The organism is Pseudomonas sp. 34 E 7 (assembly GCF_900005715.1).
Taxonomy (GTDB): domain Bacteria; phylum Pseudomonadota; class Gammaproteobacteria; order Pseudomonadales; family Pseudomonadaceae; genus Aquipseudomonas; species Aquipseudomonas orientalis_A.
On record NZ_CVTX01000138.1, the window covers coordinates 34,649 to 58,591 of the forward strand.

Consider the following 23,943-nt stretch of genomic DNA (forward strand, 5'->3'; position numbering starts at 1 on the left):
ATCCCGGAACTATACCGGCGAGGATCCCCTATGTCCGCACAACAGAAGAAGCCCCAATTCATCCATGGCCAGCCGAGCATGGGCCTGCCTTTTCAAAAAGAGCTGGTGGTGGACCTGTTCGCCGGCGGCGGCGGTGCAAGCACCGGTATTGCCCGGGCGTACAGGGAGCCAGACGTGGCAGTGAACCACAACCCGATTGCCCTGGCCGTGCACCGCGCCAATCACCCCAAGACCGCGCACTACGTTGCCGACGTGTTTGAGGTTGATCCGGTCATGGCCACCGGCGGGCAGCCCGTCGGCATCCTCTGGGCTTCGCCGGACTGCCGCCATCACAGCAAGGCCAAAGGCGGTGCGCCGCGCGACCGTGGTGTGCGCGGACTGGCGTGGGTTGTTGTTCGCTGGGCACACGCTACCCGGCCTCGCCTGATGTTCCTGGAGAACGTCGAAGAGTTTTGCGACTGGGGCCCAATTGATCAAAACGGGCAACCGATCAAGGCCGAGCGCGGGCGCACCTTCAATTCATTCATTGCTGCGCTCAGCACAGGCCTGCCGGCGGATCACCCGGACATGCCGGAGGTTCTGCAATCAATCGGTGATTTCGTGCCGGTGGAAAATCTGATCCGGGGCCTGGGATAAAACGTCGAATGGCGTGAGCGGATCGCGGCAAACGCTGGCGCCCCAACCATCCGCAAACGCCTGTATCTCGTGGCGCGCAGCGACGGGCTGCCGATTGTTTGGCCGGAGCCGGTACGACACAAGAAGCCAACTGCGAAACAGCAGCTGTGGCGCACGGCCGCCGAGTGCATTGACTGGAGCTACCTGGGCAAGACGATCTTCCGAGACAAGCCAATGGCACTGAACACCCGCCGCCGGGTGGCCAAGGGCATGTGGCGCCACGTCATCACCAGGGAAAAGCCATTCATTGTGCCGATGCGCGGCACGTCCGAAGCTCACACCAGCACACACTGCGTGGATGAATCGGTTTCGACGATCAGCGCAGGCGGCACCCATCACGGCCTGGTGCAGCCCGTGGCGGCGCCGTTCCTCACCGAATGCGCTAATGGGTCATCGCAGCGCAACTTCGATGTGCAGGAAGCGCTGCGCACTCAGGTTGCCCAGGTGAAAGGTGGTCATTTCGCGATGGCAGCGTGTCACCTGACCCACCTCACGCACCACGGGGAGCGCAGCGGATATTCGCCGGACGAGTCGGCCCGCACGGTCACAGGCGCCAATCGCGGCGAGCAGGCGCTGGTCGCTGCGTCGATGGTGACGCTCCGCAAGGGATCGGTAGGGGCTGACGTTGACGGTCCGCTGGCAGTGGTCGCTACCAGCACAGGCCATCATGCGGTGTCGGCAACGTTCTTCGAGCAGGCGAACGGGGGTTTCTACAAAGGCGACGGCCGATCGGCATACCAGCCCACGTCGACGATCTGCCAGTCAGGGCCCAACCAGCGTCTGGCCACTGCGTACCTGGTGAAGTACTACGGGTGCCACAAGGGCGGCGTTTCGCTGAAAGAGCCGATGCACACGCTGCCGACTAAAGACCGCGTTGCCCTCGTCAAAGTAGTGCAGGTGCCGGATACGCTGAGGCCCGAACAAATGGAAGGTGCCCGCCGGTGCGCCGAATTCATGCATGAGCATCTGCCGGAGCATTTCAAGGAGCCCGCCGAGATGATCATGATCGGCGGCTACGTGCTGGTGGGCATCACTTTGCGCATGCTGCAGCCGCCAGAACTGAAGGCTGCACAAGGGTTCGAAAAGAACTACATCATTGACCGCGGCCTGTTCGTTGATTCAGTCACCGGTGCCGAGCAGTGGCTGCCCATCAACAAGACGAATCAGGTCAGGCTCATCGGCAATAGCGTTTGTCCGGATGAAGCCGAAGCTCTAGTCAGGGCGAACGCCGCTGATATCATCGAGCTTTATCAACGGCTAGCAGCTTGAGCAATACGCATATCAGGCAGGGACCTCATGTAATAAGAGATTGCTTCCGGACGATGTAACTATCACCTGCCCTATCCTGATAGTGCTGAGCAGTAAAAGCTTGGGAATTGGCTCTGCCACTTCTTGTTTTATATTTAACAACAACGTCAAACCCCTCCCACTCATGAAGTTCTCCGAAGCGGACAAGGCAAGAAGACCCGCTGAATAAAGGGTCGGTATCACGGACTCTCTTTTCACCGTTATCAGCAGACAGCTCTATCTCAACACAGTCACAGTACCCGCCAGTGTTACCAATGTTCAGACTAACGTAAAACCCACCGTCATCCATGCCGGCATCTGTGACGTTCACTTGTAGCAAAGGCTCAAGTGAACGTTCGTAGTTAATCAAACTAGCCTTCTGGGCTGCGACAAGCTCAGTCTGCTGCTCCACAGAGTTACTAAGCTCTTTGGCCTGCAGCCTAAGCGCATCGGTGCCTTGTCGAAGCTCTATACCTTGCTGAAAAAAACCCAACACTAGCCATAGTATGGCAATGGGGCCAAAGGCCCCGGCGAGAAAGTCCCCAACTTCGTTTAAATCCATGCATCGAAGAGTCTGAATTCTATCTCCGACCAACCACCAAGCGAAAAAAACGTAACCCAACGTCAGAATAATCCCTATTGCTGCCAGCGCCCGCCCCATAACCAACCCTTTCAAATTTAATAGCGCCTGAGCTTACAACGAACAGGCTTCGAGGTATCCCTATGCCTACAGAAAACAAAACCATCGGCCAGCAGCGCCTGCTTCGGATCATCGCTGCGAACGAATTCCTTAGGGTGATCGCCAGCTGCGGCCGGTGCTTCTTTCGTAACAAGGGCGCCGGGCACGATGCATACCTCGCTCTCAATGGCCGCCGCAACATCGTCTGGCTGTTCGATGACTACACCGTGGCCCGCATCAACGTTACGAGGGAAGGCCCGTGGGATGGCTTCTCGCACGGCGGCACACTGAAGAGCCTGGCTGGGTCTATCGGTGCGTTCGTACTCACTGGCAAGACGATGCGATACGGGTATTTCCAGCCCGTGATGGATAACGGTTTCGAGAATCCGTGGGGCAATGGCGACGACACTTTGATTGTTCGCAATGAAGGCGTGCGCCTGGGCTTGATTCGCAAGCCAGACCAGCAAAAGAAGGCAGCATGAGGCACAGCGACCTCCGGTGTCGTCACTTCAGTTTCCGGCAATGCGGGCCACTATTTTCCGGGTTCCTAAGCAACGAGGATAATACGTGCAGCCCATGAACTTGGTGCCACGGCGCCTGCCTACTTTAGCAATTCGAACTGCCATGGGGCTGCCACAGAGTAAGCATAGGCCGAGCGCATCCCACTCAGCCTTGGGTGGTTTCAATCGTTCGACTTCTGCAAGCCTTGCTTCCTCCAAGGCTTTGTTATGGGCTGTTCGCCGAGCGGTCTTCCACGAATCCAATTTAACGAGGCCGAAAATTACGCCACCGATGCCTAAGAACCAAAGAAAGCCGGTGCCCCTTCCTCCTCTGCCGCCGCGTCCACCTCCGCGAGAGCTCCGCCCACCTCTTCCGCCGCGAGCTTGAACTTGCCCACTGAGGATCAAAAGTGAGCCCAGCAGCAAGATACGCCTAGAAAATTTGCTTTCCATTTGTTCGGTCCCTGATCGCTTGTAGTCAAACCTTGGCAACTATCGGCTTTGACCGGCATAGATAGTTTGAAACCCTCCCCCTTCAAAGTTAGCCGCTATAGCGGCAAGGACGAAGTCATGCGTGAAGAAAAGCAGATAATCGCTCAATTGCCGGTCGAGCGCGACCAGTACGGCCAATGGACACACCCAGCTTGGCCGGATGACGGCGAAGAAAGTCAGCTCCCCTACAACTGGTTCGCCGAGCACGGTCTTGAGCTCGGCCTCGTTGAAATGGAAAACGATGGCCCAGAACACTTGGTAGCGGCGTGGATTGGCGAAGGGAAAATCGATTGCACACCTTGGACACCTACGAAGCCTGCCGGTGACGGCTGGTTCATCTTCTCGATTCACGATACTGAAGACGGTCCTGTCTGCGTCTGGGTCAGACCAATGATGACGACATGAGCCGCAGCGGAAACAGCACCGATTGCTAGAAACTGAACCTATATTTGCTGGCGCGGCGCCTTGACAGCGGCTATACAAGGCAAGCGGCACCCTTTGGACTCAGAGGTTAGTAGAAAACGTTACACAAGGGTTACGCTTAAGGGAGTTGCGTGCCCCTTGTGCTGGCGAGCACTAACCACATTCATGAATGGACATAAGACGATGGCAATTGAAAACCACGCGTTACCCGATTTTATGGCGAAACTCACGCGTCTCGGTGCGGCACCGATCTGTGAAATTTCTGTGGTTCCGGATAATATTTTCTCGGCAACTGAGGTCGCCGAGTTAGTTCAGGCTGCTGAGGCCGACACGTTGAGGACTCTGCTCAATCAAAACCAGATCCCCTATCAAGAATTATTTGATTCTGAAGAAAGTATCGTCTACCAGCAGAACTACAGCGACGATTGGTTTGGCCCAACTATCCTCATTCCAATAGCTGCACTCCTTCAGAACCCGAACGTGACGTCTGTGATACTCGGACTCATCACGAACTATCTTTATGACGCATTCAAAGATAGCAAGACTCAAACTGTAAAACTTAACATAATTAGGGAAACCAAAACGGGTGAGTTTAGAAAATTATCGTACAGCGGGCCAATAGAGGGAATGGCCGAGCTCTCCAGCATCTTAGAAAGAATGGAATAATGAACTTGGACGAAATAATTCAGCAGTACAATTTTATAATAAAAACTGCAGAAGAATTCAGCTCGCCCGCAAGGGACACAAAGCTCCAGCTTGAGCAGTGCGGAATATTAGAAAATCTGATTTATTATGCTCTGCTAAATAAGAAGAAGGCGATCGAGCATGCAGAGGAGAATGTAGCCAATCTTTTCCTAGGCTACCAGTGTGCCGCTGGTGCGGTGCTGAGCGAAATAAGAATGTGGATATTGCTCAAGTTCGACAAACCAAATGAAGCATGGGATCAGTATGTAGCCGCTCAGATGGCCTTAATGGACGCTTGTCGAGCCCACGAGGGTTTTCAGCACGGAAGAGAAATTAGCCTGCGATTAACAACCATAGAACAGCTCATCTTTCCAAAGCAGAACTTTGTCAGCGCTGGATTCACTGCCAAACAACAAATCTGCTCTATTTGCAATTTGAAGTACTCGACATGCATACACCTTAGGCATAAAGCATATTGGGGCGAGCTATGCGATATCCTTCATTATGGAATCACCGGCAATCACCTCGCGCTCGTTGACTTCCCGGCTGATAGGAGGTGTCGAATCGTCTCGATTAATACCGCTGAAGGCGTTCAAGACAAACTCTCACTGATCGTAACGCCGTATGAAGACGATAATGCAACGCATGACGACGCTTCACTAGTTGTCCTGGCCACTATGATGTGCTCCGACAGGTTTCCCTACTTGCAGCCGAGTAAGTTGGTACTGGGAGAGCTACCCATAGAGCGGCTGTAAGCCAGTAGTACGAGTGGTCACAGCGGGATTTTAGGGCCATGTCATCCGTCAATTTTTAGATTAGTTTCAAATCCGCTGACGTCTGAAAGCGCGGCAGCGGCTGGTGAGCCCTACGACTCCTGAGTATCGTTGTGAATTTTAGTACCGGCCGATCACTGCCAGACCGAGCCGCCCTATGGCAGTGGATTAACCGGCCTTGAGTTCAGCGTCCAAGACTTCGCGAGGTCAACGGAGCGAGTTTAGCGTACTCGGAATACACCAGCCGGACAGGGTAAAGATGCCCAACCTAATATTTCGCACCGAGTCAGCCGCAAAGTCTGTCGCAATTACCCAGCCCGCAAATCTGTAACCCCTTCCCCTTTATCTAGATGCACGCCGATGTATGGCGGGCGAGGTATTTCTATGCCTGCAAATTGTGAATACAGCATGAGCCGAAGCGATGCCCAGGACCTGGCGGGCATTGCCCAGCTCGATCTCCCAATGCGCCGCCAGGCGCTGACGAAGTATCTCCAGATGAACGGTTCTCAGCGCTTGGTGGAGTTCATGGCTCAACTTATCGGGATGGCCAACTCGGTTGCCGGCAACTGCGCGGAGATGAGCGATCAGGTGCTGATCATCGAGTGCGGAGTGCATCCCGACAAATTTACCGGGGTAAACCTGCCCACGATCATCGGCGCGTGTCAGGGCGTGATGATCGCAAACAAATGCGACCCCGCCGGCGCCTGCCACGGTTGCGCCTACCGCCTCGGTTCTATCGCAAACCAGTCGCCCATCACCACCTGTGACGCCGAGTTCATGGCCCACGACCCGAAAGGTTCCATGTGTCACGCGCACCTCGACGAACACGGCGAGCCCACCAGGGTATGCGTCGGGCACGCGAAAGCAGCAAAAACCTAACCCACCTTCTGCCGCCCAGCGCGGCAAGGACACCCCATGTTCGCTATGAAACTCACCCTGGTACTGCAGGGCGCTCTACTGTACCTGGTAGGAACACTCGTCTGGTTCTTCTGGGCCGGGCCTTACCTGCTCGACACCGGCACCACCGAGGCACTGATCTACGCATTCGCCAGCACATGCGCCTGGCTACTGATCACCTTCGGCCTGGCAGTTCACATCATCAAAACAGCGCAGCCCACGGCGGGCGGCGGGAGGTAGATATGGCAGCAGCAGAACAGCTAAACGACGGGATCACTGGCGACAAGGTTTCCGAGGCACAAATGGCCGAGATCCTGGGCACCACCCTCGCCGCCCTGCGCTCCAAGCGTGCCAGAAAGCAGATACCTGAAGGTGTCTGGAACACTCATTGCGGCAGGATCATCTACAGCATCAGGAGATATTACGAATGGCTCGAAAGCCAATGGGTTTGCCCGCAGGAATGGACCTCCACCACGGATCGATCCACATCCGCTTTATGTGGAACGGCAGCCGGCGGAGTGAAACGCTCCCCTATCCCCCGACACAGAAAGGAATCAAGTCTGCCGCACAGGTTGTTGATCAAGTAAGAGGCTTGATAAAGCTGGGGCTGCTCGAAGACGACAAATACGTCGAGCTTTTCCCGAGTTCCAGCAACCTCGCAGGCGGGAAGATCAACTTCGGCGAATAGGCGCAGCTCTGGCTGGACAGCCGTGAGGTAGTGGTCGGCACGAAGGCGAACTACAAGGGAGCACTGAACAGGTACTGGATGCCGGGGCTGGCCCTGGTGCGGATCGACCTAATCACTACCACCCTGCTCCGCCGGGTAATGGCCGCCAGCGAGTGGAAGTCACCGGGCCTTAAGCGCAATGCCATCTCGAAGCTGTCCACCATCCTGAATTCAGCCGTATCTGAAGAACTGATCCCGAAGAACCCAGCCGCGATCCTTGAGCTGCCCAAGCGCAGCAAAAAGGAAATTGATTCCTTCACGCTTGAAGAAGCAAACCAGATCATCGCGAAGATGTATCAGCACGATCACTGGCCCAGCACGATCTATGCGGCGTTTTTTGAGTTTGTGTTTTTTACAGCAATGCGTCTGTCCGAAGCCCTGGCTATGCGCTGGGATGCGGTAGACGAAGAGAAGAGGACGGCCTACGTATGTCGCGGGATCGCCTTGGGGGAAGTGGTGGAACGTACGAAAACTGACGGAGATCGCTTCGTTTTGTTGAATGACCGTGCCATGCACGCTCTGCAATTTGCCAGGGAGTACGCAGAACGTCGGAAAAAAGGGAAAGGCAAGGTGCTGGAAACGCCTTTCATTTTTCCGCCCTCGAAGAACGCGGAGTACGTGAAACAGACATCTGACCTACACAAACAGTGGGTTCCGACGCTAAAAGCGCTGAATATCCGTCGTCGTCCGCCATACAACTGTCGTCACACCTATGCGACAATATGCATTATGTCTGGCATGAACCCCGCCTTCATTTCCCAGCAGCTCGGCCATAGTGTGCAGATGCTGCTCTCGACTTATGCGCGTTGGATCAACTCAAGCTCGGACTGGAGCGAAATGGAAAAGCTCCAGATTGGTCCCAAATTGGTCCCAGCTCAAATAAGCGCACCCTAAGCTATTGATAGGTAAAGTAATTGATCTCCACAGCTAACATCACCATGCAGTTCGGCGCCAAGCCGCTCTTCGAGAACGTCTCGGTCAAGTTCGGCGCTGGCAACCGCTATGGTTTGATCGGTGCCAACGGTTGCGGCAAGTCGACCTTCATGAAAATCCTCGGCGGCGACCTCGAGCCGTCCGGCGGCCAGGTCATGCTGGAGCCGAATGTGCGCTTGGGCAAGCTGCGCCAGGACCAGTTCGCCTACGAACAATTCACCGTGCTCGACACCGTGATCATGGGCCACGAAGAGCTGTGGAGGGTCAAGGCCGAGCGTGACCGCATCTACTCGCTGCCGGAAATGAGCGAAGAAGACGGCATGGCCGTGGCCGAGCTGGAAACCGAGTTCGCCGAGATGGACGGCTACACCGCCGAATCCCGTGCCGGCGAGCTGCTGCTGGGCCTGGGTATTCCACTGGAACAGCATTTCGGCCCGATGAGCGAAGTGTCGCCCGGCTGGAAGCTGCGCGTATTGCTGGCCCAGGCGCTGTTCTCCGATCCGGAAGTGCTATTGCTCGACGAACCGACCAACCACCTGGACATCAACACCATTCGCTGGCTGGAAAACATCCTCACCCAGCGCTCCAGCCTGATGATCATCATCTCTCACGACCGTCACTTCCTGAACAGCGTGTGCACCCACATGGCTGACCTGGACTACGGCGAGCTGCGCCTGTTCCCGGGCAACTACGACGAATACATGACCGTGGCGACCCAGTCCCGCGAGCAACTGCTGTCGGACAACGCCAAGAAGAAGGCGCAGATCTCCGAGCTGCAATCCTTCGTCAGCCGCTTCTCGGCCAATGCCTCGAAAGCCAAGCAGGCCACTTCCCGTGCCAAGGCGATCGACAAGATCCAACTGGCCGAGGTCAAGCCGTCAAGCCGCGTGAGCCCGTTCATCCGTTTCGAACAGAACAAAAAGCTGCACCGTCAGGCGGTCATGGTCGAGAAGATGGCCAAGGGTTTTGACGGCAAGCCGTTGTTCAAGGACTTCAGCTTCCAGGTTGAAGCCGGCGAGCGCGTGGCGATCATCGGCCCGAACGGTATCGGCAAGACCACCCTGCTGCGCACCCTGGTCAACGAACTGACCCCGGACGCCGGCAGCATCAAGTGGACCGACGCTGCGGAACTGGGTTACTACGCCCAGGACCACGCCCATGACTTCGAAGACGACGTCACCCTGTTCGACTGGATGGGCCAGTGGACCCAGGGCGAGCAGATGATTCGTGGCACATTGGGCCGCATGCTGTTTTCCAACGATGAAATCCAGAAGTCGGTAAAAGTGATCTCCGGTGGTGAACAAGGCCGCATGCTGTTCGGCAAGCTGATCCTGCAAAAGCCGAACGTGCTGATCATGGACGAACCGACCAACCACTTGGACATGGAATCCATCGAAGCGCTGAACCTGGCGCTGGAGAACTATCCGGGTACGCTGATCTTCGTCAGCCATGACCGTGAGTTCGTATCGTCCCTGGCCACCCGCATCATCGAGTTGAGCGCCAGCGGCGTGATCGACTTCAGCGGCACCTATGACGACTACCTGCGCAGCCAGGGTGTGGTGTTCTAAGAACAGCGCGTAGCTGGAAGCTGCAAGAAAAAGCCCTGTTCCTGTGACAGGGCTTTTTTGCATGCACACTCCTGTAGGAGCGAGCTTGCTCGCGAAAAACCTCAGAGCACCGCGCAGAATCAGGCAACCCGCGTTATCGTTGACGTTCTTCGCGAGCAAGCTCGCTCCTACAGTCGTGCGGAATATGCCATGATGCTTCTACTGCCCGCCAGCGATTGACTATTCATGCCCGCCGCCCCCTCCTCCCTGTCGATCACCCTGCAGATCGTCTCCATCGTCTTCTACACCTTTATCGCGTTTATCTGCATCGGCCTGCCGATTGCTGTGATTCCAGGCTATGTGCACGAGCATCTGGGCTACAGCGCAGTCGTTGCCGGCGTGACCATCGGATCGCAGTACCTGGCCACCTTGCTCAGTCGGCCAATGGCCGGGCGCATGTCGGACAATGTCGGCACCAAGCGTGCGATTGTGCTGGGCCTGGCCGGTATCCTGATCAGTGGCGTGCTGACGTTCATCGCCGTCCTGCTTGAGCACTTGCCGGCGCTGAGCCTGGCTATCCTGATCGCCGGTCGGCTGCTGCTGGGCGTGGCCCAGGGTTTGATTGGCGTCGGCACCATCAGTTGGTGCATGGGCGCGGTCGGTTCCGAGCATACGGCCCGCTCGATCTCCTGGAACGGCATCGCCTCCTACGGCGCAATTGCCATTGGCGCGCCGCTGGGGGTGCTGATGGTGGCCGATTACGGCTTCGCCAGCCTGGGCCTGGCACTGGCGGGGTTGGCCGCGCTGGGCCTGGTGCTGATCCGCAATAAACCTTCGGTACCGGTGGTGCGCGGCAAGCGCCTGCCGTTCTGGGCGGTGTTCGGCCATATCGCACCGTATGGCGCCAGCCTGTGCCTGGCCTCGATTGGCTACGGCACGTTGACCACGTTTATCACCCTGTATTACCTGAATCGCGGCTGGACCGGCGCGGCGTACTGCCTGACGGTGTTCGGCGCATGTTTCATTCTGTCGCGCCTGGTGTTTATTTCCGCCATCAGCCGCGTCGGTGGTTTTACCGCCGCCATCGCCTGCATGGTCATCGAAACCCTGGGCCTCGCGCTGCTGTGGTTGGCGCCGTCGACCGGCGTGGCGTTGATTGGCGCAGGGTTGGCCGGCGTCGGTTTGTCACTGGTCTACCCGGCGCTTGGCGTGGAAGCCATCAAGCGCGTGCCGGACAGCAGCCGGGGCGCCGGGCTGAGTGCGTTTGCGGTGTTTTTCGACCTGTCCCTGGCGATTGCCGGGCCGTTGATGGGCGCCGTGGCACTGAACCTCGGCTACGACTGGATCTTCTTCTGCGCGGCGCTGCTGTCAGTGACCGCGCTGGTATTGACCGTGCAGCTCAAGCGTCGCGCTTACTGATCAGCGGTCTGCAACCCGGCGCGGGTCGCCTCGCCGAGGGTGTGACTGAAAAAGCGCCCGGCCTCGGAGACCAGGTCGCGGTGGATGCCCTCACGGTCGACGCCATCGGCATCGGTACAGATGGCCGGCATCGTCGCCAATTGATCGCTGTCACACGGTGCCATGAACACGAAGTGCCCTGCCCCGGCCAGCAGTTTGAAGTCCGGCGGCTGCGGCAGTTTGCGCGCCAAAGCGGCGGCGTTTTTGTCCACGGCCACCAACTGGTCACCATCGCCGCTGTAGAGCAGCACCGGTACGTGCACGTCGGCCAGGGTATGGCGACCGAACATCAGGCTCAGCGGCGCCATCAGCATCAGCGCATGGATGCGCGGATCGGCCTGGGGCTGCAAGTCGTCACGGTCGACCACCAGCTCGCCCTTGGTGGTGCAGGCGTCACGGTCCTCCGGGCGCTGCTGGCAATAGCGGCGCAGGCGCTCGAAATCCGGTTTGGCACCCGCCAGGATCAACGCGGTTTCGCCGCCGGCCGAATAGCCGATCACACCCACCTGGTCGATGTCGACGAAGGGCGACAGCATCGGGTCGTTCAACGCCGCGGTGATAGCCTGTGAAATCTGGATTGGCCGACCATACAAATTGCTCACGGTGCCCAGGCGGCTGTGGTCCTGGTAGTTGTCGCCGGGGTGCAGCACTGCCACCACCACAAAGCCCTTGCGCGCCAGCGAGGTGGCCAGGTCATGCAGGGCCAGCGGTGTGCCGGTATTGCCATGAGACAACATCAGCATCGGGAAACGGCCGATGGCCACCTTGGCGTCTTCGCCCGCTGCCACGTGGTAGGGGCCCAGCGCCGTGGTGTGTTCGGCGTCGGTGGACGGGTAAAACGCAATGGCCTTCATCGGCTGCGAATCCAGCGGGTCGAGAATGCTCATGCGATGAAAGCCCACACTCCAATGCGGGTGCGGCGCAGGCGCGGCGTGCACTGAAAGCAGGCCGCCGCACAGGGAAAGAACCAAAACAGCACAGAGACGCATCATGGGGATGTCCACCTTTGCTGCATGAGAACCGGCAGGCCGTCTAAAAATTCCCGGGTATTGAGCCCAAGCTGCATAACCTGGGCCATAAATGGAAAAACTCCGTACTCCGCTCGCGCTCAGGCGATCAGAATACAGAGTTTAGGCGCTCGGCTTCAGATTGAAACCGGGCGAGGCGAACATTTACACAAGCCTTACGCGGCGGCGAACAATTGCTCGCTGATCCGCACGTTGGCGTCGCTCAACGCTTTGCTGCGCATTTCGTCGCTGTAGGCCAGTCCTTCGGCGCGTACGATTTCGATATCGGTGATGCCGAAGAAGCCAAACAGCAGCTTCAGGTAGCCTTCATGGGCGGCACCGGATGCCTGGCCGGCATGCAGGCCGCCGGCAGTGGAGACAATGATGACTTTCTTGTTGCCGCACAGGCCTTCGGGACCGGTTTCGGTGTAGCGGAAGGTCTGGCCGGCGACGGCGATACGGTCGATCCAGGCTTTGAGCTGGGTCGGGATGGTGAAGTTGTACATCGGCGCGCCGACCACCACGGCGTCGGCGGCGAGGAACTCAGCCAGCGACGATGCGCTCAGTTCGGCTTCATGCTTTTGCGCGGCATTGCGCAGTTCAGCAGCGGTGCCCAATGCGCTCAGGGTCGCGCCGGAAAAATGATTGATCCCTTCGCTGGCCAGGTCACGGTAAGTCACTTCCACGCCCGGCTCGGCGGCTTGCCATGCCTTGACCACGCCGGCGCTGAGCTGACGCGAAGCCGAGTTGTCGCCGAGGATGCTGGAATCGATATGCAACAGTTTCATGGTGGGGTCTCCGAGGTGGGATCGACAGGGGCGATCAGATGGTGGTGATGCTACGCACCTAATCAATCATCGATAAGCCACCTGGAATGCGATAGATTGTCCCACTGACAGGACAATAGGCCCAGCATGCAAGACCTTAACGACCTCTATTACTTTGCCAAAGTCGTCGAAGCCGGCGGTTTCGCCGCCGCCGGGCGTTTATTGGGGATTCCCAAGTCGCGGCTGTCGCGGCGCATTGCCGAGCTGGAGGAGCGCCTGGGCGCACGCCTGCTGCAACGCACCACGCGGCAACTGACCCTGACCGCCGTCGGCGAACGCTACCTGCGCCACTGCCAGGCAATGCTGCTGGAGGCGGAAATGGCCGATGAGGCCGTGGCCAGCATGTCCACCGAGCCCCGGGGGCGCCTACGGGTCACGTGCCCGGTCGGGCTGGCTCAGCAGATCATGCCGGAACTGGTGGCCGGGTTTCTCGCCGCGCACCCGCTGGTGCAGTTGGACATGACGCTGGTGAATCGTCGCGTCGACCTGGTGGCCGAAGGCATCGACGTGGCGTTGCGCGTACGCGAGTTGGGCGACGAAGACCCGCTGCTGGTCACCAAACGCCTGCGCCGGGCGCAAACTGTGCTGGTGGCCAGCCCGGCACTCCTGCGTGACCGCCGGGTAGAGACCCTGGAAGAACTCAGGCAATTGCCGATCATGGGTGCACTCGAGGCGGACCGCATGGTGCACCAGCGCATCATCGACCCCCAGGGCAACGCCCATGAGCTGGTCATGGAGGCTCGCCTGGGCATCGAAGACTTCATCGTACGCAAGACCAGCGCCCTCATGGGCGTGGGCTTCACGGTGCTGCCGATGATGGATTGCGAAGAAGAACTGGCCAACGGCCGGCTGGTGCAACTGTTGCCGCAATGGTCATTACCCGGTGGCTGGCTGCAGGCCGTGTACCCGCACCGGCGCGGCGTGCTGCCGGCGATTCGCGCCTGGATCGACTATATGGAAGAGGGCTTCAAAGGCTGCGGAGACCGTCTTTTATGAGCATGACCGAAGCACAAGTCGCGGCGTTCTGCCTGAGCCTGCCGGGGGCGCGCGAGGACTACAAATGGGGCGGCGTGCGGGTGTTCTCGATTGCCGGCAACAAGATGTTCGCGCTGCAGAACCTGCGCGGCGACTCCCTGGCGTTCAAGGTCGACAAGGCGCTGTTCCTCGGCCACGTTGATCGACCGGGCATCCACCCGGCGCCGTACCTGGCACGTGCGCAGTGGATCATCATGAACACGCCCTACCCGCTCGGTTCCGAGGAACTGCGTGGCTTGTTGCAGCGCTCGCACCAGTTGGTGGTGAGCAAGTTGCCCAAGCGCACACAGGTCGGGTTGGTGCTAGAGGATCGACAGTAGCGTACCGCCGAGAAACAGCTGGTCCAGCCAGAACACCTGATGCAGCAGCACGATCACCCAGAACAGCACCTGGTAGGACACCTTGCGCGTCTTGTGCCGGAACACCTGCTGCGCGATCAACGCCCCCGGCCAACCGCCCGCCAGCTCGACGGCGTGCAGGATGTTTTCCGGGATGCGCCGGCCCTCGGTCTGCGCCTTGCGCTTGTCGCTCCAGTACAGGAAAAACGCCATCACGCTGACCACGCCGTAGGCTGCCAGCGGGATCACGGTCTCGCCGCGCTGCCACAGCAGCGCCGAACCCAGCAGCGGCGCCGCGCACAGCAGCACCAGGAGCAACGCTTTCAGGCGTGGGTGCTGGATGTTCATGGCTTGACGGCGGTCCAGTCGATCCAGCCGAATTGCCAGGTCGCCAGGATCACCAGGCCGAACGCGATGCGGTACCAGGCAAAGGCCGCATAGCTGTGGTTGGCGATGAATTTGAGCAGGCCCTTGACCGCAATCATCGCGAAGATGAACGAGGTGACAAAGCCAATGGCGAACACCGGCAGGTCCGCCGGCTGGAACAGGTCGCGGTATTTGTAGCCCGAGTACAGCGCAGCACCGACCATGGTCGGCATGGCCAGGAAGAACGAAAACTCGGTAGCGGTCTTGCGCGACAGGCCGAACAACAGGCCGCCGATGATCGTCGCACCGGAGCGTGATGTGCCCGGGATCATGGCCAGGCACTGGGCTATGCCGACCTTGAGTGCGTCTTTCCAGGTGATCTCGTCGACGGTTTGCGCATGCACCGCATGTTGGCGACGTTCCGCCCACAACATGATCACACCGCCCACCACCAGGGCCGTGGCCACGGTGATCGGGTTGAACAGGTAATGCTTGATCAGGTCAGCGAAAATCACCCCCAGCACCACCGCCGGCAACACGGCGATGATCAGGTTCACGGTGAAACGCTGGGCGTTGCGCTGGGTGGGCAAGCCGATGACCACGTCGAGGATCTTGCGCCGGAATTCCCAGACCACGGCGAGGATCGCGCCCAGCTGGATAATGATATTGAATGCCTCGAAACGCTCGCCGCCGAAGTTGATCAGGTCGGCGACGATGATCTGGTGGCCGGTGCTGGAGATCGGCAGAAACTCCGTCAGCCCCTCGACCACGCCAAGAATCAGTGCCTGTATGGCGGTCCAAAAATCCATGCTTTCTCCAAAGGTCACGCGCCTGGCGTGCCTCCTAGTGTTTTTTAAAGTTCACTGACAACGAGCGCACTGCAGCGCCCGGCGTTGATTCTCAATGCCGGAATGCAAAAATTCCGTGAAAAATCAGGCAGTACTCAGGTTTTTCGATTACGGGCCGAAAGCCTATCAGACAAGCCGCAAAAGTCGATGCAACACCCACAATTATAAAAGGCTCGGAGTGACAGGACGATGAACAGTTTGCGCAATATGTCGATCAGCCGACGCCTCTGGCTGATCCTGATAGTCGCCGTGCTGATGCTGCTGACTTTGGGCGCCCTGATGCTCAAACAGATCCATGATGACCTCTACCAGGCCAAGCGCCAACAGACCCAGCACGTGGTGCAAACCGCCAGCGGCGTGCTCGGCTACTACCAGAACCTGGAAAAGACCGGCGCACTCACCCGTCAAGCGGCGCAGCAACAAGCCCTGAGCGCGGTGCGCGGCCTGCGGTACGACCACGACGACTACTTCTGGATCAACGACCTCACCCCCCTGATGATCATGCACGCGGCCAACCCCAAGCTGGACGGCCAGAACCTCTCGGCGATCCGCGATCCGGACGGGTTTGCCGTGTTCAATGAATTCGTGAGCCTGGCCAAGGCCAAGGGCGCAGGCATCGTCAATTACCGCTGGCCCAAGCCTGGGGCCGATGCGCCGGTGCAGAAAACCTCATACATCCAACTGTTCGAGCCCTGGGGCTGGATCATCGGCTCGGGCGTCTACGTGGACGACGTGCAGGCCGAGTTCAGCGTCCAGGTGTGGAAAGCCTCTGCTATCGGCCTGGCCATCGCACTGGTCATGGCCCTGCTGGTGCTGTTGATCGCGCGCAGTATCGTGCAGCCGTTGCAGGCGGCGGTGACTGCGATGGCCAACATCGCCAGCGGCGAAAGCGACCTGACCCGCAGCCTCGACACTCACGGGCGTGACGAGGTCACCCAGTTGTCCCGGCACTTCAATACCTTCACCGCCAAATTGCGCCAGGTGGTCGGCCAATTGCAGGTGTGCGCCAACGCCCTGGGCGAGTCGTCCACCGAGTTGGGCCACAACGCCAGCCAGGCCCACGACCGCAGCCAGCAGCAGTCGCAACAGATGGAACTGGTGGCCACCGCGATCAATGAAGTGACCTACGGCGTGCAGGACGTGGCCAAGAATGCCGAGCACGCCGCCAGCGAAATGCGCGATGCCCAGGCCCAGGCGCAGCAAGGCCAGGTCAACATTGACGGCAGTCTGCAGCAGATCGACCAGCTCTCGAGCACCATCAGCCAGGCCGTGGAGGTGATCCGTACCCTGTCCAGCGAAAGTACCCAGATCGGCGGCGTGCTGGAAGTGATTCGTTCGATTGCCGACCAGACCAACCTGCTCGCCCTCAACGCCGCCATCGAAGCCGCACGCGCCGGCGAACAGGGCCGTGGGTTTGCGGTGGTAGCCGATGAGGTACGCCTGCTGGCCCAGCGCACGCAAAAATCCACGGCTGAAATCCAGGCCATGATCGAGCGCCTGCAAGGGCATTCGGAAGCGGCGGTCAAGGTGATCAGCGACAGCCACAGCGCCTCGCAACTGACCATCGAGCAAGCCGGCCTGGCCGGTGCGAGCCTCAATGCGATCGGCCAGGCGCTGCATAATCTCAACGGCCTGAATGCCTCGATTGCCAGTGCCACCCTGCAACAGGCGCATGTGGTGGAGGACATCAATCAGAACGTCACCCAGGCGGCCGGGCTGTCCCACAGCACCGCGCTGGCGGCTGAACAGTCGAGCGTGGCCAGCGCGCAGTTGCGGGGCTTGAGCGAGCAGCTTGACGGGTTGTTGCGCCAGTTCCGAATTTAGCCCTGGGTTAAATTGTGGGAGGGGGCTTGCCCCCGATGGCGGCCTCTAGGCCGACCAGGATGTTGGATCAGATCGAGTACATATCCGTTTCTGCGGTAACGGCCACTTAGGGTTCCGCCCTGACGGCGGCTCACTTTTGAAAAGCGCAAAAGTAAGCAAAACGCTCTTGCCCACCACTCGGCACCTCGCCTGGGCTCGGTGTGCCCTCTCTCCGGCTTGAATCCGTGGGCCGCCGCAATGGGCCATCCTTGGCCCAGTGCGGCTAACCCGGCGTCCTGCCGGGTTACCCACGAATTCAAGCCTGCGTTCGGCCAGCGTGGTTTAACGGGGCGCCTAGGATCAAAAGCAGATCAAGATCAAGAGCGGCTCGCTTCGCATCGTGGTTACGGTTGGGCGCTGCTGAGTTGTGTGGACACCTATAACCATCGGGGGCATGCCCCCTCGCACATTTACCTGCTGTGTTTTGAGGATCGTCCACCTCTGGGTACAATCACCGCCCTCTCCCACTCCCCAAGGAACCGCCATGTCCGGGCTTGAACTGTTCGCCGCCGCACTGGGGGTGATCGCCGTCTGGCTGACGGTCAAGCAGAACCCCTGGTGCTGGCCCATCGGCCTGGTGATGGTGCTGCTCTATACCTGGGTGTTCTACGACGTAAAACTCTACTCCGACATGTTGCTGCAAGTGGTGTATGCCGTCCTTCAGCTCTATGGCTGGTGGCAATGGACCCGCGCCGGCGCGGTCAGGCAGGGACGCCAGGTGACTCGCCTGGGCATGCCGGCGGTCATGAACGGCCTGGCCGTGGGCGCTGTCGGTAGTCTGTTGCTCGGCGCCGCCATGGCTCACTGGACCGACGCCGCCCAGCCCTGGCTCGACGCGGCGCTGACCGGTTTCAGCCTGGTGGCGCAGTTGTGGATGGCGCAAAAACGCGTGCAGTGCTGGCCGTTGTGGATCGTGCTGGATGTGATTTTCGTCGGGTTATTCCTCTACAAAGGCCTCTACCTCACCGCCGCGCTGTATGCGCTGTTTACCGTGATTGCCGTGCAAGGCTGGCGTGAATGGCGCGCCGACCCGGCGTTGCACCCATGAAGGTGGTGGTGCTGGCAGGCCCGGAATCGAGCGGCAAGAGCTGGCTGGCCGCAGAGCTGCATGCGCACTTCGGCGGGCTGATGGTGGGTGAATACGTGCGCCATTTCATCGACGAGCATCAACGCGATACCTGCCTGGCGGATATCCCCGCGATAGCCCGGGGCCAGTTGGCCTGGGAGGATGCGGCGCGCGCCCGGCGCCCGGCGCTGCTGATCCTCGACACCCACCTGCTGACCAACCGGCTCTGGAGCCAGACGCTGTTTGGCGATTACCCAGGCTGGCTCGACAGCGAACTGCTGGCCCGTCACTACGACCTGCATCTGCTGCTGTCCCCGGAAGACGTGGAATGGAGCGCCGACGGCCAGCGCTGCCAACCGCAACTGGCGGACCGCCGGGCGTTCTTCCAGGCCAGCCTGGTCTGGATGCACGCGCACCATCAGCCGGTGGCGGTGATCAGGGGAGACTGGCAAGCGCGCCGGGTGGCGGCGTTTGCGGCCGTCGAACGCTTGCTCGCGTCTGCAACGAGCGATTAACGCTTCTTACGCGTACCGAGCTCGATCCAGGTCGGCGCATGGTCGCTGGCATGCGCCTCGTTGCGCACCCAGGCATCGACGCCGGCATTCTTGAGATAGGGCTTGAGCGCGGGGTTGAGCAACAGATGGTCGATGCGCAGACCTGAATTCTTCTGCCAGTGCTGGCGAAAATAGTCCCAGAACGTATACACCCGTTCTTCGGGGTACAAATGCCGCAGTGAATCTGTCCAGCCCTGTTCCAGCAGGCGTTGATAGCAGGCCCGACTCTCGGGTTGCAACAACGCGTCCTTGAGCCAGGAGCGCGGGTTGTAGATGTCCAGGTCAGTGGGCACCACATTGAAATCCCCGGCCAGCAGCACCGGATGCTCACTGGCCTGCAACGCCTGGGCGTAGTCGATCAGGCGTTCGAACCAGGCCAGTTTGTAATCGAATTTCGGCCCCGGTTGCGGGTTGCCGTTAGGCAGGTACAGGCAGCCAACCAACACGCCATGCACAGCCGCTTCGATATAGCGGCTTTGATCGTCGCCGTCGTCACCGGGCAGGCCGCGCCGGCTTTCCAGAGGTTGAGCGTCCCTGGCCAGGATCGCCACCCCGTTCCACGAGGCCTGGCCCAGGCAAATCGCGCCGTAGCCGGCCGCTTCGAAATCGGCGTAGGGAAACAGGCTTTCCGGCGCCTTGAGTTCCTGCAAGCAAACGATGTCCGGCTGCTCGCGCGCCAGCCAGTGCAGCAGGTTAGGCAGGCGGGCACGAATACCGTTGATGTTGAAGGTGGCGATTTTCAGCGCTTTCATGGCTGGGGTCCTTTCGGGGCTCCTGGGGTAGAGCCCGGAAAGGCCGCAGATGTTCCATGCGCGAGCGAGTCGGGTGTCAGTACCCCAACGACAGCCCGGTATTGCGACGCGGGTCATTCGCGCCATAGAAGCGGTTGTTGCCCACCGGCTTGGCATCCAGGGCCGGAGCGCCCACCAAAATGGCGGCCACGTGATTGGCATCCTGCGGCCCGGCGAACGTATGGCCCCAGCTTTCGAGGAGCTTGCGGGTATCCGGGCTGACCGCAAAGGTTTCAAGGTTGGTGGCCTGCGGCATCCACTGCTGGTGGAAACGCGGCGCGTCCACCGCCTCCTGGATGTTCATCTTGTAGTCGATGACATTCAGGATGGTCAGCAAGGTGGCGGTGATGATGCGGCTGCCGCCCGGCGTCCCCACCACCATGACCGCCTTGCCATCCTTGGTCACGATGGTCGGGCTCATTGATGACAATGGCGCCTTGCCTGGCGCAATGGCATTGGCTTCACCCTGGACCAGCCCGTACATGTTCGGCACGCCGACCTTGACGGTGAAGTCGTCCATTTCATCGTTGAGGATCACCCCGGTCTTGCTTGCCATCACGCCCGCGCCAAACCAGTCATTGAGGGTGTAGGTGACGGAAACCGCATTGCCCCAGGTGTCGACGATGGAGTAGTGGGTGGTGTTATTGCCTTCATGGGGCGATACCCCCGGCTTGATCGCCTGGGAATCCCCGGCCTTGTGCGGCTCGATCGCGTCGCGCAGTTTCGCCGCGTAGTTTTTATCCAGCAGATGCGCGATCGGGTTCTTCACGAAGTCCGGGTCGCCGAGGTAGCTGTTGCGGTCCACATACGCGTGGCGCATCGCTTCGATCTGATAGTGCAGGCCCTGGGCCGAGTGATAGCCCAGGTCCGCCATCGGGTAGCCTTCGAGGATATTCATGATCTGGCAGATCACCACGCCACCGGAGCTTGGCGGCGGCGCCGAGACCACATGGTAGCCACGGTAGTCGCACTCGATGGGCGCCAGTTCGCGGGTTTTGTATCGGTCCAGGTCCGCCTGGGTGATCAGCCCCTTGCCGGCCTGGCTGGAGTCGACCAGGGCCTTGGCGACCCAACCTTTATAGAAGCCATCGCTGCCCTTGGCGGACACTTCCTTGAGGGTCCTGGCCAGGTCATTCTGCACCAGCGTCTGGCCGACCTGCAGCGGCTGCCCGTTGTGCAGGAAGATCGCGCGCAGGTCCTGATCTTTTTCAAACTCTGCGGTGGCGGTGTGCAGCAGGTCGATGTCGCCCTGCTCCAGGGCAAAACCGTTTTCTGCCAGCTTGATCGCCGGCGCAATCACCTGGGCGCGCTTGAGCGTGCCGTATTTGTTCAGGGCCAGCTCCATGCCGGAAACAGTGCCAGGCACGCCGACAGCCAGGTGACCCTTGGCGCTCAGGCCCTCGATGACGTTGCCGTCTTTATCCAGGTACATATTGGCCGTTGCCGCCAAGGGGGCTTTTTCGCGGAAGTCGAGGAACGTCTTGCGCCCGTCCGCCAGTTGCACGGTCATGAACCCACCGCCGCCCAGGTTGCCCGCCGCCGGGTACACCACGGCCAGGGCGTAACCGACCGCAACGGCCGCATCCACCGCATTGCCACCGGCCTTGAGCACATCCACGCCCACCTGCGTTGCCAAATGCTGGGCGGTGACCACCATGCCATTTTCCCCGGCCACCGGGGCCTGGGAAGCGGCCTGCACACCACTGACCGTCAACACCAGGACAGTGGCAATCAAGGTGCGGTTGAAGGCTTGGTATTTCATCCGTGACTACTCGAGTGATTGAGATGCACCAAAATAGCCCTTCCCTGATTCGATCCCCAGCACCATGGCGTTTTTATGACAGAGCTTGTCGGTGATGGAACGGTGGCCCGCAATATTCAGCGCTGGCCTATAAAACGAATGGCGCTAGAATCAGCGCCACTCTTTATACCCCCCTGATACGAGCGCCGCATGAGCTTTGATTTCGACACGATCCACCCACGCCTCGGCACCGGCAGCACCAAGTGGAACCGCTACCCGCAAGACGTGTTGCCGATGTGGATCGCCGACATGGACATCGCCGCCCCGCCCGCCGTGCTCGAGGCCCTGCATGCGCGCCTCGACCAGCAGGTGCTCGGCTACAGTGTCGCCGGCCCGGACGTGCGCGAGGCGATCATCGCCGACCTGTGGGCCAAGTACGCCTGGCGTGTTGAACCGGATGAGCTGTTGTTCCTGCCCGGCGTCGAACCGGGTTTCAACATGGCGCTGCACGCGTTCGTCCAGCCGGGCCAGCCGGTGGTACTGCAAACCCCCAACTATCGGCCGATTCGCCTCGCACCCGGCCACTGGAACCTGCCGCGCATCGAAGTGCCGTTCGAGCTGATTGATGGCCGATACCGCACGCCGCTGGCGGCCATGCGCGATGCCTTGAGCGGTGCCGGTGCGCTGCTGCTGAGCAACCCGCACAACCCGATCGGCAAGGTCTTCCCCCGCGACGAGCTGCTGGCGATTGCACAGGCGTGCATGGAAAACGGCGCGCTGATCATTTCCGATGAAATCCACGCCGAGCTGTGCTTTGACGGCCGTCGCCATATTCCCACCGCCAGCCTCAGCCCCGAGATCGCGCAACGCACCATTACGCTGATGTCGGCCAGCAAGGCCTATAACGTCGCCGGCCTGAAGACCTGTTTTGCGGTGATCCAGAATGCCGCGATTCGCGAGCGTTTCAACCAGGCTCGCTGCGGCATGGTCGACAGCGTCAGCCCCCTGGGCCTGGAAGCCACCCGCGCCGCCTACAGCGCATGCGGCGACTGGCTCGAGGCACTGTTGCACTACCTGCAAGGCAATCGGGACTACCTGCTCGACGCCGTGCAAAACCGCCTGCCCGGCGTGGTCATGCACGCGCCGGAAGGTACATTCCTGGCCTGGCTCGATTGCAGCGCCCTAGGCCTGGAAGATCCGCAACGGTTTTTCCTTGAACAGGCCAAGGTTGGGTTGAGTGCCGGGATCGAGTTTGGCGATGACAGCCAACAGTTCGTGCGCCTGAACTTCGGCTGTCCACGGGCGATGCTGGAAGAAGGCTTGCAACGCATGGAGCGCGCCCTGCGCCAGCTGTAGGTGGCGAGGGACCGGGGCAGCGCGGCGGCCCCGTTCTCATGCGTGTCTCAGAGTTTGGCGATCGACACTTCAGTGGACTTCACGAAGGCAATCACTTCACTGCCCACTTTCAGCTCCAGATCACGCACCGAACGGGTGGTGATGACCGAAGTGACGATGCCGGACGCAGTCTGCACGTCGATTTCCGACACCACTTCCCCCAGAAGAATTTCCTTGATGGTGCCCTTGAACTGGTTGCGCACGTTGATCGCTTTGATGGTCATGTCGGCTTTCCTTTTGGCTGTTGGGTCAATCCGCACGAATGCGCAGGCCCTCAAAATGCGCCATCGAGAAGAACAATAAAAGGAATATATAACTCTTTATTTATTCGATATGGATATATAAAGCGCTGTCCATCCCAGCGCTTCAGGACAGCGTGACCCAATAGCGGGTCCGCGCCTGTACGTGCAACCCCAAGCTGGAGGCCAGCAGGTCGAGGATGCGATCGGTATCGTCCAAACGAAAACTGCCGGTGACCCGCAACTGTTCCAGGCGCGGGTCCCAGCGCAGCACGCCCGGGCGATAACGCGCCAATTCCCGCAGGAAATCCCCCAGCGCCTGGTTCTGCGCGGTCAGTACACCGTCGCGCCAGCCCAGTTGCAACGCATCGAACGCGACCCAGGCGCCGAGCCCGGTGCTTTTCAACGGCGCTTGCTGACCCCCTTGCAAGGTTGCCGTGCGCCCGTCCAGGTCGCGTACCCGCACGGAGCCCTTGAGCACAGACACCAGGCAACCGGCGTCCAGTTGCCGAACACACACTTCAGCCTGGCTGACCGTCAGCTCGCCGTAACGCGTCTGTACGCTCATCGCCGTCGCTGCGGGCACATTCAACGCCAGCTCACCCTCGACCAGGGTGATGCGTCGCTGCGCCGGGTCCACGTCCACCGCCGTCGCGGTATTGAGTTGCACGCTGGCGCCGTCAGCCAATGCCATGCGCGTGCGCTCCCCCGTGGCCGTGTGCAGATCGGCGCGCCAGGTCTGGAGGGGCAATTGCCGGCTGAGCAGCCAGGCCGTCGGCAGCAGTGCCGCTATGCCCA

Annotated in this window: 24 protein-coding genes and 2 pseudogenes; 17 read left to right on the forward strand and 9 right to left on the reverse strand. The window is 60.0% G+C overall.

Annotated elements, in window-relative coordinates; all coding sequences use genetic code 11:
• The first annotated feature begins 30 nt into the window (after positions 1 to 30).
• Positions 31 to 1,944, forward strand: a pseudogene (locus BFP96_RS13150) (DNA cytosine methyltransferase).
• A 25-nt stretch (positions 1,945 to 1,969) separates the two neighbouring features.
• Here the strand turns inward: BFP96_RS13150 and BFP96_RS13155 are convergent.
• Positions 1,970 to 2,638: a hypothetical protein gene (locus tag BFP96_RS13155; RefSeq protein ID WP_139113398.1), complete on the reverse strand. Its 669-nt coding sequence runs from the start codon at positions 2,636 to 2,638 to the stop codon at positions 1,970 to 1,972.
• Positions 2,639 to 2,685: 47 nt separating this feature from the next.
• Here BFP96_RS13155 and BFP96_RS13160 point away from each other — a divergent pair, with 47 nt between their 5' ends.
• From BFP96_RS13160 to BFP96_RS13200, 10 genes and pseudogenes are all read left to right on the forward strand, one after another.
• Positions 2,686 to 3,123 (forward strand): hypothetical protein, encoded by a 438-nt coding sequence (locus tag BFP96_RS13160; protein WP_065936369.1) that lies wholly within the window; start codon positions 2,686 to 2,688, stop codon positions 3,121 to 3,123.
• Between the two features lie 588 nt (positions 3,124 to 3,711).
• A complete protein-coding gene (locus tag BFP96_RS13165) occupies positions 3,712 to 4,038 on the forward strand; it encodes a hypothetical protein (protein WP_065936370.1) in 327 nt (108 codons plus the stop codon).
• A gap of 201 nt (positions 4,039 to 4,239) precedes the next feature.
• The gene (locus tag BFP96_RS13170; protein ID WP_065936371.1) at positions 4,240 to 4,722 is read left to right on the forward strand and encodes a hypothetical protein; all 483 of its coding nucleotides are present in this window, start codon (positions 4,240 to 4,242) and stop codon (positions 4,720 to 4,722) included.
• On the forward strand, positions 4,722 to 5,495 hold the full coding sequence (locus BFP96_RS13175; RefSeq protein WP_065936372.1) for a hypothetical protein: 774 nt from the start codon (positions 4,722 to 4,724) through the stop codon (positions 5,493 to 5,495). The genes BFP96_RS13170 and BFP96_RS13175 overlap by 1 nt, the downstream gene beginning before the upstream one ends.
• A gap of 426 nt (positions 5,496 to 5,921) precedes the next feature.
• On the forward strand, positions 5,922 to 6,392 hold the full coding sequence (locus tag BFP96_RS13180) for a hypothetical protein (protein WP_083216636.1): 471 nt from the start codon (positions 5,922 to 5,924) through the stop codon (positions 6,390 to 6,392).
• Between the two features lie 36 nt (positions 6,393 to 6,428).
• On the forward strand, positions 6,429 to 6,650 hold the full coding sequence (locus tag BFP96_RS13185) for a hypothetical protein (protein WP_065936373.1): 222 nt from the start codon (positions 6,429 to 6,431) through the stop codon (positions 6,648 to 6,650).
• A gap of 2 nt (positions 6,651 to 6,652) precedes the next feature.
• Positions 6,653 to 6,997 carry a hypothetical protein gene (locus BFP96_RS31285; RefSeq protein ID WP_256548983.1) on the forward strand — a complete coding sequence of 115 codons (345 nt, stop codon included), beginning with the start codon at positions 6,653 to 6,655 and terminating at the stop codon, positions 6,995 to 6,997.
• Positions 6,907 to 8,031: pseudogene (locus tag BFP96_RS13190) on the forward strand (tyrosine-type recombinase/integrase). Before BFP96_RS31285 ends, BFP96_RS13190 begins: the two are co-directional and overlap by 91 nt.
• 20 nt (positions 8,032 to 8,051) lie before the next feature.
• Positions 8,052 to 9,638 carry an ABC-F family ATPase gene (locus tag BFP96_RS13195; protein ID WP_082632055.1) on the forward strand — a complete coding sequence of 529 codons (1,587 nt, stop codon included), beginning with the start codon at positions 8,052 to 8,054 and terminating at the stop codon, positions 9,636 to 9,638.
• A gap of 225 nt (positions 9,639 to 9,863) precedes the next feature.
• Positions 9,864 to 11,036 (forward strand): MFS transporter, encoded by a 1,173-nt coding sequence (locus tag BFP96_RS13200; RefSeq protein ID WP_065936374.1) that lies wholly within the window; start codon positions 9,864 to 9,866, stop codon positions 11,034 to 11,036.
• Here BFP96_RS13200 and BFP96_RS13205 read toward each other — a convergent pair.
• Both BFP96_RS13205 and BFP96_RS13210 read right to left on the reverse strand, forming a co-directional pair.
• Positions 11,030 to 12,067, reverse strand: coding sequence for an alpha/beta hydrolase family protein (locus tag BFP96_RS13205; protein ID WP_065884582.1), 1,038 nt, complete (start codon positions 12,065 to 12,067; stop codon positions 11,030 to 11,032). The two genes, BFP96_RS13200 and BFP96_RS13205, sit on opposite strands and share 7 nt — an antisense overlap.
• Before the next feature lie 191 nt (positions 12,068 to 12,258).
• Entirely contained in the window at positions 12,259 to 12,870 is a 612-nt protein-coding gene (locus BFP96_RS13210) for an FMN-dependent NADH-azoreductase (protein WP_065896917.1), read from the reverse strand.
• A gap of 126 nt (positions 12,871 to 12,996) precedes the next feature.
• Here BFP96_RS13210 and BFP96_RS13215 point away from each other — a divergent pair, with 126 nt between their 5' ends.
• Together BFP96_RS13215 and BFP96_RS13220 are read left to right on the forward strand one after the other, a co-directional pair.
• Entirely contained in the window at positions 12,997 to 13,905 is a 909-nt protein-coding gene (locus BFP96_RS13215; RefSeq protein WP_065936375.1) for a LysR substrate-binding domain-containing protein, read from the forward strand.
• On the forward strand, positions 13,902 to 14,264 hold the full coding sequence (locus BFP96_RS13220) for an MmcQ/YjbR family DNA-binding protein (RefSeq protein WP_065936376.1): 363 nt from the start codon (positions 13,902 to 13,904) through the stop codon (positions 14,262 to 14,264). The genes BFP96_RS13215 and BFP96_RS13220 overlap by 4 nt, the downstream gene beginning before the upstream one ends.
• Here BFP96_RS13220 and BFP96_RS13225 read toward each other — a convergent pair.
• Positions 14,247 to 14,630, reverse strand: coding sequence for a DUF1294 domain-containing protein (locus BFP96_RS13225; protein ID WP_065884578.1), 384 nt, complete (start codon positions 14,628 to 14,630; stop codon positions 14,247 to 14,249). The two genes, BFP96_RS13220 and BFP96_RS13225, sit on opposite strands and share 18 nt — an antisense overlap.
• On the reverse strand, positions 14,627 to 15,457 hold the full coding sequence (locus BFP96_RS13230; RefSeq protein ID WP_065893335.1) for an undecaprenyl-diphosphate phosphatase: 831 nt from the start codon (positions 15,455 to 15,457) through the stop codon (positions 14,627 to 14,629). The genes BFP96_RS13225 and BFP96_RS13230 overlap by 4 nt, the downstream gene beginning before the upstream one ends.
• A gap of 228 nt (positions 15,458 to 15,685) precedes the next feature.
• On the opposite strand from BFP96_RS13230, the gene BFP96_RS13235 reads away from it, so the two are divergent.
• The 3 genes from BFP96_RS13235 to BFP96_RS13245 all read left to right on the forward strand — a co-directional run bounded on the left by BFP96_RS13235 (position 15,686) and on the right by BFP96_RS13245 (position 18,940).
• Positions 15,686 to 17,320, forward strand: a complete 1,635-nt coding sequence (locus BFP96_RS13235) for a methyl-accepting chemotaxis protein (protein WP_065936377.1) — start codon at positions 15,686 to 15,688, stop codon at positions 17,318 to 17,320.
• 523 nt (positions 17,321 to 17,843) lie between these two features.
• Positions 17,844 to 18,407: a nicotinamide riboside transporter PnuC gene (gene pnuC, locus BFP96_RS13240; protein ID WP_065892904.1), complete on the forward strand. Its 564-nt coding sequence runs from the start codon at positions 17,844 to 17,846 to the stop codon at positions 18,405 to 18,407.
• Positions 18,404 to 18,940 (forward strand): AAA family ATPase, encoded by a 537-nt coding sequence (locus BFP96_RS13245; protein ID WP_065936378.1) that lies wholly within the window; start codon positions 18,404 to 18,406, stop codon positions 18,938 to 18,940. The genes pnuC and BFP96_RS13245 overlap by 4 nt, the downstream gene beginning before the upstream one ends.
• On the opposite strand, the gene xth is transcribed toward BFP96_RS13245, so the two are convergent.
• The gene (xth, locus tag BFP96_RS13250) at positions 18,937 to 19,731 is read right to left on the reverse strand and encodes an exodeoxyribonuclease III (protein ID WP_065936379.1); all 795 of its coding nucleotides are present in this window, start codon (positions 19,729 to 19,731) and stop codon (positions 18,937 to 18,939) included. The two genes, BFP96_RS13245 and xth, sit on opposite strands and share 4 nt — an antisense overlap.
• 76 nt (positions 19,732 to 19,807) lie before the next feature.
• Positions 19,808 to 21,532: a gamma-glutamyltransferase gene (gene ggt, locus BFP96_RS13255; protein WP_065936380.1), complete on the reverse strand. Its 1,725-nt coding sequence runs from the start codon at positions 21,530 to 21,532 to the stop codon at positions 19,808 to 19,810.
• A gap of 189 nt (positions 21,533 to 21,721) precedes the next feature.
• On the opposite strand from ggt, the gene BFP96_RS13260 reads away from it, so the two are divergent.
• Positions 21,722 to 22,867, forward strand: coding sequence for a MalY/PatB family protein (locus BFP96_RS13260; RefSeq protein WP_065936381.1), 1,146 nt, complete (start codon positions 21,722 to 21,724; stop codon positions 22,865 to 22,867).
• A gap of 47 nt (positions 22,868 to 22,914) precedes the next feature.
• Here BFP96_RS13260 and BFP96_RS13265 read toward each other — a convergent pair whose 3' ends face one another.
• Positions 22,915 to 23,130: a TOBE domain-containing protein gene (locus BFP96_RS13265; RefSeq protein WP_057725249.1), complete on the reverse strand. Its 216-nt coding sequence runs from the start codon at positions 23,128 to 23,130 to the stop codon at positions 22,915 to 22,917.
• Positions 23,131 to 23,272: 142 nt separating this feature from the next.
• On the reverse strand, positions 23,273 to 23,943 hold a 671-nt coding region (locus tag BFP96_RS13270; protein WP_065936382.1), incomplete at its 5' end, for a FecR family protein.

Bases quoted from the DNA above. Each gene is read 5' to 3' on its own strand.
- BFP96_RS13230 (WP_065893335.1), bottom strand. From the start codon at position 15,457: ATGGATTTTTGGACCGCCATACAGGCACTGATTCTTGGCGTGGTCGAG.
- BFP96_RS13260 (WP_065936381.1), top strand. From the start codon at position 21,722: ATGAGCTTTGATTTCGACACGATCCACCCACGCCTCGGCACCGGCAGC.
- BFP96_RS13225 (WP_065884578.1), bottom strand. From the start codon at position 14,630: ATGAACATCCAGCACCCACGCCTGAAAGCGTTGCTCCTGGTGCTGCTG.
- BFP96_RS13180 (WP_083216636.1), top strand. From the start codon at position 5,922: ATGAGCCGAAGCGATGCCCAGGACCTGGCGGGCATTGCCCAGCTCGAT.
- BFP96_RS13265 (WP_057725249.1), bottom strand. From the start codon at position 23,130: ATGACCATCAAAGCGATCAACGTGCGCAACCAGTTCAAGGGCACCATC.
- xth (WP_065936379.1), bottom strand. From the start codon at position 19,731: ATGAAAGCGCTGAAAATCGCCACCTTCAACATCAACGGTATTCGTGCC.
- BFP96_RS13200 (WP_065936374.1), top strand. From the start codon at position 9,864: ATGCCCGCCGCCCCCTCCTCCCTGTCGATCACCCTGCAGATCGTCTCC.
- BFP96_RS13245 (WP_065936378.1), top strand. From the start codon at position 18,404: ATGAAGGTGGTGGTGCTGGCAGGCCCGGAATCGAGCGGCAAGAGCTGG.
- BFP96_RS13175 (WP_065936372.1), top strand. From the start codon at position 4,722: ATGAACTTGGACGAAATAATTCAGCAGTACAATTTTATAATAAAAACT.
- BFP96_RS13210 (WP_065896917.1), bottom strand. From the start codon at position 12,870: ATGAAACTGTTGCATATCGATTCCAGCATCCTCGGCGACAACTCGGCT.
- BFP96_RS13205 (WP_065884582.1), bottom strand. From the start codon at position 12,067: ATGATGCGTCTCTGTGCTGTTTTGGTTCTTTCCCTGTGCGGCGGCCTG.
- ggt (WP_065936380.1), bottom strand. From the start codon at position 21,532: ATGAAATACCAAGCCTTCAACCGCACCTTGATTGCCACTGTCCTGGTG.
- BFP96_RS13220 (WP_065936376.1), top strand. From the start codon at position 13,902: ATGAGCATGACCGAAGCACAAGTCGCGGCGTTCTGCCTGAGCCTGCCG.
- BFP96_RS13185 (WP_065936373.1), top strand. From the start codon at position 6,429: ATGTTCGCTATGAAACTCACCCTGGTACTGCAGGGCGCTCTACTGTAC.
- pnuC (WP_065892904.1), top strand. From the start codon at position 17,844: ATGTCCGGGCTTGAACTGTTCGCCGCCGCACTGGGGGTGATCGCCGTC.
- BFP96_RS31285 (WP_256548983.1), top strand. From the start codon at position 6,653: ATGGCAGCAGCAGAACAGCTAAACGACGGGATCACTGGCGACAAGGTT.
- BFP96_RS13215 (WP_065936375.1), top strand. From the start codon at position 12,997: ATGCAAGACCTTAACGACCTCTATTACTTTGCCAAAGTCGTCGAAGCC.
- BFP96_RS13165 (WP_065936370.1), top strand. From the start codon at position 3,712: ATGCGTGAAGAAAAGCAGATAATCGCTCAATTGCCGGTCGAGCGCGAC.
- BFP96_RS13235 (WP_065936377.1), top strand. From the start codon at position 15,686: ATGAACAGTTTGCGCAATATGTCGATCAGCCGACGCCTCTGGCTGATC.
- BFP96_RS13170 (WP_065936371.1), top strand. From the start codon at position 4,240: ATGGCAATTGAAAACCACGCGTTACCCGATTTTATGGCGAAACTCACG.
- BFP96_RS13160 (WP_065936369.1), top strand. From the start codon at position 2,686: ATGCCTACAGAAAACAAAACCATCGGCCAGCAGCGCCTGCTTCGGATC.